The sequence below is a fragment of the Streptomyces millisiae genome (assembly GCF_031845425.1).
Classification (GTDB): Bacteria; Actinomycetota; Actinomycetes; order Streptomycetales; family Streptomycetaceae; genus Streptomyces; species Streptomyces millisiae.
In genome coordinates, this window is the sequence record NZ_JAVREM010000068.1 from 25,520 (window position 1) to 36,304 (window position 10,785).

Annotated in this window: 9 protein-coding genes; 3 read left to right on the plus strand and 6 right to left on the minus strand. The window is 73.0% G+C overall.

The window, feature by feature from the left end; genetic code table 11:
- Positions 1–93: 93 nt before the first annotated feature.
- From cimA to RNC47_RS30450, 6 genes are all read right to left on the minus strand, one after another.
- Complete coding sequence (cimA, locus tag RNC47_RS30425) at positions 94–1,740, minus strand: citramalate synthase (RefSeq protein WP_311603349.1); 1,647 nt, start codon at positions 1,738–1,740, stop codon at positions 94–96.
- Positions 1,741–1,951: 211 nt separating this feature from the next.
- Positions 1,952–3,055: a branched-chain amino acid aminotransferase gene (locus tag RNC47_RS30430; RefSeq protein WP_311603351.1), complete on the minus strand. Its 1,104-nt coding sequence runs from the start codon at positions 3,053–3,055 to the stop codon at positions 1,952–1,954.
- Positions 3,056–3,308: 253 nt separating this feature from the next.
- The gene (locus RNC47_RS30435; protein ID WP_311603352.1) at positions 3,309–4,352 is read right to left on the minus strand and encodes a 3-isopropylmalate dehydrogenase; all 1,044 of its coding nucleotides are present in this window, start codon (positions 4,350–4,352) and stop codon (positions 3,309–3,311) included.
- 68 nt (positions 4,353–4,420) lie between these two features.
- Positions 4,421–4,600 (minus strand): hypothetical protein, encoded by a 180-nt coding sequence (locus tag RNC47_RS30440; protein WP_311603369.1) that lies wholly within the window; start codon positions 4,598–4,600, stop codon positions 4,421–4,423.
- A 169-nt stretch (positions 4,601–4,769) separates the two neighbouring features.
- A complete protein-coding gene (gene pruA / locus RNC47_RS30445; protein ID WP_311603353.1) occupies positions 4,770–6,401 on the minus strand; it encodes an L-glutamate gamma-semialdehyde dehydrogenase in 1,632 nt (543 codons plus the stop codon).
- Positions 6,402–6,461: 60 nt separating this feature from the next.
- Entirely contained in the window at positions 6,462–7,388 is a 927-nt protein-coding gene (locus RNC47_RS30450) for a proline dehydrogenase family protein (protein WP_311603355.1), read from the minus strand.
- Between the two features lie 227 nt (positions 7,389–7,615).
- Between RNC47_RS30450 and RNC47_RS30455 the strand changes: the two genes are divergently transcribed.
- From RNC47_RS30455 to RNC47_RS30465, 3 genes are all read left to right on the plus strand, one after another.
- A complete protein-coding gene (locus RNC47_RS30455; RefSeq protein ID WP_311603361.1) occupies positions 7,616–9,019 on the plus strand; it encodes a helix-turn-helix domain-containing protein in 1,404 nt (467 codons plus the stop codon).
- A 127-nt stretch (positions 9,020–9,146) separates the two neighbouring features.
- Positions 9,147–9,554: a Dabb family protein gene (locus RNC47_RS30460; RefSeq protein ID WP_311603362.1), complete on the plus strand. Its 408-nt coding sequence runs from the start codon at positions 9,147–9,149 to the stop codon at positions 9,552–9,554.
- A gap of 147 nt (positions 9,555–9,701) precedes the next feature.
- Positions 9,702–10,685, plus strand: coding sequence for a glycoside hydrolase family 6 protein (locus tag RNC47_RS30465; RefSeq protein ID WP_311603364.1), 984 nt, complete (start codon positions 9,702–9,704; stop codon positions 10,683–10,685).
- Positions 10,686–10,785: the final 100 nt, after the last annotated feature.

Sequence of the window (10,785 nt, forward strand, 5' to 3'; positions counted from 1 at the left end):
CCGTTTGATGGCCGCGCCGCACATAGAGCGCGGAAAAGCACAGCGAAGAGCGTCAGGGCACTGTGAGCTCCCCACAGTGCCCGACCGCCCGGCTCACTCGTTGGGGCGCACCCCGGCGCGCAGCAGCCCGTAGGTGTAGGCGTCGTCGAGCGCCTGCCAGGAGGCGGCGATGACGTTGTCCGCGACGCCCACCGTGGACCACTCGGCGGTGCCGTCGCTGGTGGTGATCAGCACCCGGGTGGTGGACTGGGTGCCCTGCCTGCCCTCCAGGATGCGGACCTTGTAGTCCACCAGCTGGAGCCTGGCCAGCTCGGGGAAGGTCCGCTCCAGGCCGGCGCGCAGCGCCTGGTCGAGCGCGTGCACCGGACCGTTGCCCTCGCCGGTGGCGACGATCCGCTCGCCCTTGGCCCACAGCTTGACGGTGGCCTCGTTCTCCACGGTCTCCACGGTCCCGGCGGCCTCCGTGCCGGAGAGCGCGCGCTGGTCGGTGATGGTGCGCCACGACTCCAGCCGGAAAAAGCGCTGCGGGCCGCCGTCGGCCTCCTCGCGCAGCAGCAGCTCGAAGGAGGCGTCGGCCGCCTCGTAGCTGAAGCCCTTGAGCTCCTGGGCCTTGACCCGGTCGACGATCCGGCCGACGAGCTCACGGTCCCCCGCCAGGTCGTAGCCGAGCTCCCGGCCCTTGAGCTCGACGGAGGCCCGGCCCGCCATGTCGGAGACCAGCATCCGCATCGAGTTGCCCACGAGCTCGGGGTCGATGTGCTGGTAGAGGTCTGGGTCCACCTTGATCGCCGAGGCGTGCAGCCCGCCCTTGTGCGCGAAGGCGGAGACGCCGACGTAGGGCTGGTGGGTGGCCGGGGTGAGGTTGACGACCTCCGCGATCGCGTGCGAGATGCGGGTCATCTCGGTGAGCGAGCCGGGCGGCAGCACCCGCCGGTCGTACTTGAGCTCCAGGGCCGCGACCACCGGGAAGAGGTTGGCGTTGCCGACCCGCTCGCCGTAGCCGTTGGCCGTGCACTGCACATGGGTGGCGCCGCCGTCCACGGCGGCCAGCGTGTTGGCCACCGCGCAGCCGGTGTCGTCCTGGGCGTGGATGCCGATCCGGGCGCCGGTGTCGGTCACCACGGTGCGCACCACGGCCTGCACCCGCGCGGGGAGCATGCCGCCGTTGGTGTCGCAGAGCACCACCACGTCGGCGCCGGCCCGGTGGGCGGTGCGCACGACGTCGAGCGCGTAGTCGGGGTTGGCGGCGTAGCCGTCGAAGAAGTGCTCGCAGTCGACGAAGACCCGGCGGCCGTGGGCACGCAGGTGGCTGACGGTGTCCTCGATCATGGCCAGGTTCTCGGCCAGCGTGGTGCGCAGCGCCAGCTCGACGTGCCGGTCGTGGGCCTTGGCGACGAGCGTGACCACCGGGGCCTCGGAGTCGAGCAGCGCCCGCACCTGCGGGTCGTCCGCCACGGCCACGCCCGCCCTGCGGGTGGAGCCGAAGGCGACCAGCTCGGCGTGCCGGAACGGGATCTCGGCGCGGGCCCGCTGGAAGAACTCGGTGTCCCTGGGGTTGGCCCCCGGCCACCCGCCCTCGATGAAGCCGACGCCGAAGTCGTCGAGGTGCCGGGCGATGGTCAGCTTGTCGGCGACGGTGAGCGTGATGCCCTCCCGCTGGGCGCCGTCCCGCAGGGTGGTGTCGAAGACGTGGAAGCCGTCGCCCGGGGCCTGGGTGCCCGGCTCGTCCTTGCTGGTCATGGTGGTACGGAACTCCTGTCGAACCCTCTACGGTCAAGTGTGCCGGAAAACGAAAAGACCCCTCGCGGATGCGAGAGGTCTGCGCGCGGGTCGGGGACTTGGGTGACCGGCGCGCTAGCTGCCAATAATGCTGGCGAACGAGAGCATGGCAGCGAGTGTGGCACAGGCGGACGCCCGTGCCACCCGCTGTCTCAGGATCCGGACGCGGCGGCTAGGCGACGCGGTGCAGCCAGCCGTGCCGGTCCTCGGCGCGCCCGGTCTGGATGTCCACCAGGGCCTCGCGCAGTCCCAGGGTGATCTGGCCGGCCTGCCCGTCGGCGATGGTCCAGGCGCCCTCGCTCGACCTGACCGAGCCGACCGGGGTGATCACCGAGGCGGTGCCGCAGGCGAAGACCTCGGTGATGGCGCCGCTCTCGCTCTCCCGCCGCCAGTCGTCCACGGTGATCCGGAACTCCTCGGTCGGGTAGCCGAGGTCGGCGGCGATGGTCAGCAGCGAGTCGCGGGTGATGCCGGGCAGCAGGGTACCGGTGAGCTCGGGCGTGTAGATCCGCGCGTCGGGGCCGCTCCCCCGCACGAAGTAGAGGTTGGAGGAGCCCATCTCCTCGACGAAGCGGCGCTCCACCGCGTCCAGCCAGACCACCTGGTCGCAGCCGTGCCGGACCGCCTCGGCCTGGGCGAGGAAGGCGGCCGCGTAGTTGCCCGCGCACTTGGCCTCGCCGGTGCCGCCGGGGGCGGCGCGCACGTACTCGTTGGACAGCCAGACGGAGACGGGCTTCACGCCGCCGGCGAAGTAGTCGCCGGCCGGCGAGGCGATCACCATGAAGAGGTACTCGTTGGCCGGCCGGTTGATGCCGAGGCCCACCTCGGTGGCGAACATGAAGGGCCGCAGGTAGAGCGTCTGACCGGCGCCGCTCGGCACCCAGGCCGCGTCCTGCGCGACCAGCACGTCGATGGCCTCGACGAAGGTCTCGACCGGTAGCTCGGGCATGCCGAGCCGCCTGGCCGAGCGCTGGAAGCGGCGGGCGTTGGCGTCGGGGCGGAAGGTGACGACCGAGCCGTCGGGCTGCCGGTAGGCCTTGAGGCCCTCGAAGATCTCCTGCCCGTAGTGCAGCGCCATGGTCGCCGGGTCGAGCGGGATCGGGGCGTACGGCTGGAGGGTGGCGTCGTGCCAGCCGCGGCCCTCGGTGTAGCGGATGGTGACCATGTGGTCGGTGAAGTACCGGCCGAAGCCCGGCTCGGCCGTCGCGGCGGCGCGCTCGGCCTCGGAGAGCGGCTGGGTGGAGGGCTTGAGGTCGAAGGTGATGGGGGTCGTCATGGTGAGCGAGTCCTTCACGTATCGGGTGGGCGGACCGCGAGCCCGCGCCGGATGGGTACTAGGACGTCCGAGCATCCGGATGCGCGACGGCCCCGCGTATGAGATGACCGGTGTGCGGTCGATTATGGCGCGAGGTGCGGCGGCATGCGCACGGGGGGCGGTCCTGGGGTGATGGTGGCAGCCGGCGGCAGAGTTTCCCAGGCCGCCGGGCGTGCCGGCGGCCTGGTGGGGATGGGGCGGAGTGCCGGCGTCGTCAGCCGGATACTCGGGCCGCGAGCGCGTCGCCGATCGCGTCGGTGGAGCGCGGGGCGGCGGCGTCGCGCTCGGCGAGGTCGGCGGTGACCGCCTCCTCGACGCGGGCGGCCTCCGCCTCGTGGCCGAGGTGGCGCAGCAGCAGGGCGACGGAGAGCACGGTGGCCGTCGGGTCGGCCTTGCCGGTGCCCGCGATGTCCGGCGCGGAGCCGTGGACCGGCTCGAACATCGAGGGGAAGGCGCCGGTCGGGTTGATGTTGCCCGAGGCGGCGAGGCCGATGCCGCCGGTGACGGCCGCGGCCAGGTCGGTGAGGATGTCGCCGAAGAGGTTGTCCGTGACGATCACGTCGAACCGCTCGGGCTGGGTGACCAGGAAGATGGTCGCCGCGTCGACGTGCAGGTAGTCGGTGCTGACCTGCGGGTACTCCTGGGCGACCCGGTCCACGGTGCGCTGCCACAGGTGGCCGGCGTGCACCAGCACGTTGGTCTTGTGGACCAGGGTGAGCTTCTTGCGCGGCCGGGCGGCGGCCCGCTCGAACGCGTCCCGGACGACCCGCTCCACGCCGTAGGCGGTGTTGACGCTCACCTCGTTGGCGATCTCGGCGGGGGTGCCGGTGCGCACCGAGCCACCGTTGCCGACGTAGAGGCCCTCGGTGCCCTCGCGGACGACGACGAAGTCGATGTCGGGGCGGCCGGCCAGTGGGGTCGGGGTGTTGGGGAACAGCTTGCTGGGACGCAGGTTCACATAGTGGTCGAACACGAAGCGCAGCTTGAGCAGCAGCCCCCGCTCCAGCACCCCGGACGGCACCGTGGGGTCACCGATGGCGCCGAGCAGGATCGCGTCGTGGGCCTTCAGCCGCTCGAGCTCCGCGTCCGGCAGCGTCTCGCCGGTGGCGTGCCACCGCTTGGCGCCGAGGTCGTAGGTGGTGGTCTCCAGCTTGACGTCGCCGGGCAGGACGGCGGTCAGGACCTTGAGCCCCTGGTCCACCACTTCGGGACCGATGCCGTCACCGGGAATCACCGCGAGATCGATACTGCGAGCCATGGGAGGACCCTAACGCCGTCCCACGGTCTGACACCACCTCGTCCATCATCCGGACGGCTGGGCGCGACTCAGTCCTCGTCGAACTCGGCGCCGTTGTCCCGGCGGTCCAGGGCGCGCTGGAGCGCGACGGCCGCGCGACGGCGGGTGGTGTCCCTGGCGGCCCGGGCCGCGGCGCGGGCCCTGGTCAGGGCCGAGTCGTCGGCCGAGCGCGGGCGGGTGACGGTGGTCATGGGCAGCGTTGCGTCCATGGGATCAGCTCCAGGCGCGGGGGTGTGGAGCGGCCGGGCGACGCTGCCCGGCCTGCGAGCCTCCACAAAAGTAGCGGTGATCCACAGTGTTGTCTCGCCAAATACTTGACCGTCCTAGTATGTGAGACACGAATCACCCGATCCGGTTCCCCCGCGCCCTTCCGAGGGCTCAGCCCATGTGCGGATAGCGGTAGTCGGTCGGTGGCACCTGGGTCTCCTTGATCACCCGCGGCGAGGTCCACCGCAGCAGGTTGAACTTGGAGCCCGCCTTGTCGTTGGTGCCGGAGGCCCGCGCCCCGCCGAAGGGCTGCTGGCCGACGACCGACCCCGTGGGCTTGTCGTTGAGGTAGAAGTTGCCCGCCGCGTACCGCAGCCGCTCGCTGGCCCTGGCCGCCACCGCCCGGTCCCCGGCCAGCACGGCCCCGGTCAGCGCGTAGGCCGCCACCGACTCCATCTGTTCGAGCATGGTGTCGAAGGTGTCGTCCTCGTAGACGTGGACGGCGATGATCGGGCCGAAGTACTCGGTCGAGAACACCTCGTTGTCCGGGTCGGAGCAGGTCAAGACCGTCGGCCTGACGAAGTAGCCGACCGAGTCGTCGTAGGTGCCGCCCGCGACGATCTCGCAGGACGGGTCGGTCCTGGCCCGGTCGATGGCCGCCTTGCTCTTGGCGAAGGCGCGCTCGTCGATGACCGCGGCCATGAAGTTCGACAGGTCGCTCGGGTCGCCCATCGTCAGGCCCTCGGTCTCCGCGACGAGCTCGTCCCGCAGCCCGCCCTCCCACAGCGAGCGCGGCACATACGCGCGGGAGGCCGCCGAGCACTTCTGTCCCTGGTACTCGAAGGCGCCCCGGGTGATCGCGGTCCGCAGCACCGCCGGGTCGGCGGTCGGGTGGGCCACGATGAAGTCCTTGCCGCCGGTCTCGCCGACGATCCGCGGGTAGTTGCGGTACCGCTCGATGTGCGCGCCGACCTGCTGCCACAGGTAGCGGAACGTCGTGGTCGAGCCGGTGAAGTGGATGCCCGCCAGGTCGGGGTGGGGCAGCGCCACCTCGGACACCTCCCGGCCGTCGCCGGTCACCAGGTTGACGACCCCGGGTGGCAGCCCCGCCTCCTCGAGCAGCCGCATCAGCAGCACCGCCGAGTGCGTCTGGGTCGGCGACGGCTTCCACACCACCACGTTGCCCATCAGGGCCGGGGCGGTGGGCAGGTTGCCGGCGATCGCGGTGAAGTTGAACGGGGTGATCGCGTAGACGAAGCCCTCCAGCGGCCGGAAGTCCATCCGGTTCCACACGCCCTTGGGCTGCACCGGCGGCTGCTCGGCCAGAATCTCGCGGGCGAAGTGCACGTTGAACCGCCAGAAGTCGATCAGCTCGCAGGGCGCGTCGATCTCCGCCTGCTGGATCGTCTTGGACTGGCCGAGCATGGTCGAGGCGGCGATGGTCTCCCGCCAGGGCCCCGACAGCAGTTCGGCGGCCTTGAGGAAGACGGCGGCCCGGTCGTCGAAGGAGAGCGACCGCCACCCGGGGGCCGCGGCCAGCGCGGCGTCGACCGCGTCCTGGGCGTCCTGCCGGGTGGCGTGCGCCGCCGTGCCGAGCCTGGCCCGGTGGTTGTGCGGCTGCACGACGTCGAACCGCTCGCCGCCGCCCATCCGGCGCACGCCCCCGATGGTCATGGGCAGCTCCACCGGGTTGTCGGCGAGCTCCTTGAGCTTGCGTTCGAGGCGGGCGCGCTCGGCGGATCCGGGGGCGTAGCTGTGCACGGGCTCGTTCGCCGGCATGGGTACCTGGGTCACTCCGTCCATGACCTGGACACTCCTTCTCACGTGGTCGCGGGTGGGTCGGTCAGCGTGTCGGGGCGCGGGTCAGCGGCGCCCGGCCAGCGAGCGGGCGAAGAAGGCGAGGTTCGCCGGGCGCTCGGCGAGCCGGCGCATGAAGTAGCCGTACCAGTCGGTGCCGTAGGGCAGGTAGACCCGCATCCGGTGTCCCTCGGCCGCCAGCCGGCGCTGCTCGACCGGTCGGATCCCGTAGAGCATCTGGAACTCGTAGGAGCCGGGTCGGCGGCCGAGGCGCGCGGCGAGCGCCTGCGCGACGGCGACCAGACGCGGGTCGTGGGTGGCGACCATGGGGTAGCCCTCGCCGGCCAACAGGGTCCGCAGGCACCTGACGTAGGCCCGGTCCACCTCGGCCCGGTGCTGGTACGCCACGGACGCCGGCTCCCGGTACGCCCCCTTGACCAGGCGCACCCTGGCCCCCGAGGCCGCCAGCGTCTGGCAGTCCTTCTCGGTGCGGAACAGGTACGACTGCACCGCCGCGCCCGTCTCGGGGAACCGCTCGCGCAACTCGGCCAGGATCGCCAGCGTCGAGTCGGTGGTGGTGTGGTCCTCCATGTCCAGGGTGACCGTGGTGCCGGCCGCCGCCGCGGCCTCCACCACCGGCAGCACATGGCGCAGCGCCAGGTCGTGACCGCCGGGCAGCGCCTGGCCGAGGGCGGACAGCTTCACCGAGACCTCGGCCCGGGTGCCGAGGTCCTCGCCGGCCAGCGCCTCGACGAGCGCCAGGCAGGCGTCCCGGCTGCGCAGCGCGCTGGCGACGTCGGTGACGTCCTCGCCCAGGTGATCGAACGTCACCTCCAGGCCGTCGGCCAGCAGTCCCGCGGCGGCGTCCAGCGCCGTCTCCAGCCGCTCACCGGGGACGAAGCGCGCCACGACCCCGCGGGTGACGGGCGCCCCCGAGACGAGCCGCCGGACGGTGTCGCTGCGTGCCGCCGCGAGTAGGACGGGTCCCAGCACGGGCACCTCCACGTAAAGAGTCGGCGAAGACGAGCCGGAGGGTGCGGCTTACCCGTGAAGGTAGGGAACGCCCGGATCACTCGCCATCGACAGCTGTCCGGCGGCCATGTCCGGGATCTCAGACATGTGTATGACCGCTGTACCAGAATGGTCGGCGGAGGCCCCCGCCCGACGCGACCGGACACGACACGACGCGGCGGACGCAACAGGAAAGGTGACGGCGAGGCGTGCGGACGGAGTATCAGGACCTGGTCGACGAGGTCTCGACGCTGCTCGGGACCCCGGCGACCCTGGAGAGCCGGGACTTCGGGCTGATCGCGTACGGCGTCCACGACAGCGAGGACGACCGGGTGATGGACCCGATCAGGACGCGGTCGATCCTGCGCAGGCGGTCCACGGTGGCGGTGCGGCGGTGGTTCGAGAGTTTCGGCATCACCCGGGCCACCGGGCCGGTCCGGATCCCCCCTGACCCGGCGGCCGGGGTGCTCACCGGCCGGATCTGCCTGCCGGTCCGGCACGGGGGTGTCGTCGAGGGCTACATCTGGCTGCTCGACGAGGGCGGCACGCCGCTCGACGACCCCCGGCTGGCCGCCGCGATAGCGGCCGCGGCGCCGATAGGCGCCCTGCTGGCGGCGGAGACGCGGGCGGGCGCGCGGGTGGGGGCGCTGCTGCGCGCCGTGCTGACCGCGGACCCCGGCGACCCGGCCAGGCCGGAACTCGCCGCCGAGTTGGCCATGGCCCTCGGCCCGGCGGCCGAGGGCCCGCTGACGGTGGCCGCGGTCCTGCCGTGGCGGCAGGACCCCCCGGCCGACCCCGCGGTGGCCCCCGGCGCCCTGGCCCTCTGCCTGTTGCCCGCCGGCGGCTCGGCCACCGCCCGGCCCACGGCCGGCGAGGCCCGGCGCCCCGGCCGGCGCGCCGCCGACACCACCGGCCCCCCGGCGCCGGCCGGACGAGCCGACGACGAGGGCGAGCCGGGCCCGGACACCGACGACACGCCGTCGGACCCTTCGGCCGGAGGGCAGGAGAGGACCGAGGGACAGTCGGCCGGGGCCCGCCGGCCCCGGCCCGGAGGACCCACGCACGCGGCCGCCGCGCGCCGGTCACGCGGGGTGCGGGCCACGGTGGCGGACGAGGGTCAGCCGCGGCAGGCGCTGGCCGTCCTGGTACGACCGCGCACGGCCCGCGCCGTCGCCATGAACCTGATGAACCGGGCGTCGCACGGCACGTCCGCCGGCATCGGGTCCGTGCGGCGCGGGGTCGCCGAGCTGGCCGGCGCCTGGCCCGAGGCGCTGGCCGCCGCCCGGGTCGCCGCCGCGGAGGACCGGTTCGGCGGCGTGGCCGACTGGCGCGAACTCGGCCCCTACCGGCTGCTGTCGGCGCTGGCCGACGTGCCCCCCGACCCGGCGGTCCGCCCGCTGCTCCGCGCCGAGCACCGTGAACTCGCCCGAACCGCCGAGGCGTTCCTCGACCACGCAGGCCAGGCCGCGCGCGCCGCGGCGGCCCTCGGCATCCACCGGCAGACCCTCTACTACCGGCTCTCCAGGATCGCCCACCTCACCGGCCTCGATCTCGCCGAAGGCGAGGACCGGCTGCTGCTGCACATGGCGCTCAAGGCGGCGCGGCTGCGCTGAGGCGGCGCGGCACGGCCCACTCCCCCGTCCACCCCCGAGCCGGGGAGCGCACGCCCGCCTCCTACCAAGCAGTCCGCTATTCTGAACCAGCAAGTTCAACGCGGACCACGAAACCTGGAGGAGACGCGTGATCGTCAACATCCTGCGATTCAGCTTCAAGGACGGGACCACCGACGAGCAGCGGGCGGCCGTGCTGGCGGCGATGCGCCGCACGGCGAGCGTCGAGTCGGTCTCGTTCTCGACCGTCGGCCGGGACCTCGGCGACCCCGCCGACGGGTTCACCCACACCTATCTCGCGGGCATCGCGGACCTGGAGTCGCTCGACCGGTACCTGTACGACCCGGTCCATCTCAAGGGCGACTTCGAGATCGTGCCGCACCTGTCGCGCCTCTCGGCGATCCGGATGTCCGACGACGAGGACCCGGAACTGGCCGCCACGCTGGTGGCGATGCACCAGAAGAAGCTGGCCACCTACCCGGAGTGGGCCGCGCTGCTCGACTCGATCCCGGACGTCCGGCTCACCGCCGACGCCTGACCGCGAGCCGCCGCGGGTGCGGGAGCACCCGCGGCGGCCCTGTCCCGACGGTTTACTCCGCAGCGTCGAGCGGCTATCTTCGGCGGCACTGGGAGCGCTCCCACACCCCCACGACCGTACCCCTCTTCCGGAGAGGAACGAGCCATAGTGCGCACCCCACGAGCCGCGTTGACCGCGGTGGCGGCGGCCCTCGGCGGGCTGCTGCTGACCTCGGGTCAGCTCGCCCCCGCGCAGGCCGCGGACGCCGCCCCCGGCGTCGCGGCCGCCGAGCTGCCCGACGACGCCGTGTTCCACAACTACCCGGCGAACGTGCACAGCTGGGTCGCCCAGAACCCGAACGACCCCCGCCAGCCACTGATCGCCCAGCGGATCGCCAGCCAACCGCAGGCCGTCTGGTTCTCCAACTACCGGCCGGCGACCGTGACCCAGGACGTCGCCGCCGTCACCTCGGCCGCCGCGGCCGCCGGCGAGGTGCCGGTGCTCGTCTCGTACATGATCCCCAACCGGGACTGCGGCGGCGCCTCGGCCGGCGGCGCCCCCACCTTCACGGCCTACCTCGACTGGGCCGAGGACTTCGCGGCCGGCCTCGGCGACGGCCAGTCCGTCATCATCCTCGAACCGGACTCGCTGGCCCTCACCACCTGCCTCAACCCGGCCCAGCGCGCCGAACGGTTCAACGCGCTGGCCGACGCGGCCGACCTCATCCACGCGGCCAGCCCCGAGGCCAGGGTCTACTTCGACGCCGGCCACTCCGCGTGGCACTCCCCCGCCACCATGGCGGCGACGCTGCGGGAGGCGGGCATCCTGCGGAGCGGCGACGGCATCTACTCCAACGTCTCCAACTACCGCACCACGGCCGACGAGAACGCCTTCGTCCAGGCGGTCCTCGCCCAGCTCGGCGACCCCGACCTGCGGGCGGTCATCGACACCAGCCGCAACGGCAACGGGCCGCTGGGCGGCGAATGGTGCGACCCGCCGGGGCGGCGCGTCGGCCAGAACCCGACGGCGGCCACCGGCAACCGGCTGATCGACGCCTACCTGTGGGTCAAGCTGCCGGGTGAGCTCGACGGCTGCGACGGCCCTGCGGGCTCCTTCTCGCCCGCGAAGGCCTACGAGCTGGCGGGCGGCTGACGCGGGCCGTCACCCGCGGGCGGTCGGCCGTTCCGCCGGGCCGGTACCGGTCTGCCTGCCCAGGCCGGTGCCGGCTTTTCTTTTGGCCGGGGGTGGGGGA

Excerpts from the sequence above, each read along its gene's own strand:
- RNC47_RS30430 (WP_311603351.1), bottom strand. The coding sequence starts at position 3,055 with ATGACGACCCCCATCACCTTCGACCTCAAGCCCTCCACCCAGCCGCTC.
- pruA (WP_311603353.1), bottom strand. The coding sequence starts at position 6,401 with ATGGACGGAGTGACCCAGGTACCCATGCCGGCGAACGAGCCCGTGCAC.
- RNC47_RS30435 (WP_311603352.1), bottom strand. The coding sequence starts at position 4,352 with ATGGCTCGCAGTATCGATCTCGCGGTGATTCCCGGTGACGGCATCGGT.
- RNC47_RS30440 (WP_311603369.1), bottom strand. The coding sequence starts at position 4,600 with ATGGACGCAACGCTGCCCATGACCACCGTCACCCGCCCGCGCTCGGCC.
- cimA (WP_311603349.1), bottom strand. The coding sequence starts at position 1,740 with ATGACCAGCAAGGACGAGCCGGGCACCCAGGCCCCGGGCGACGGCTTC.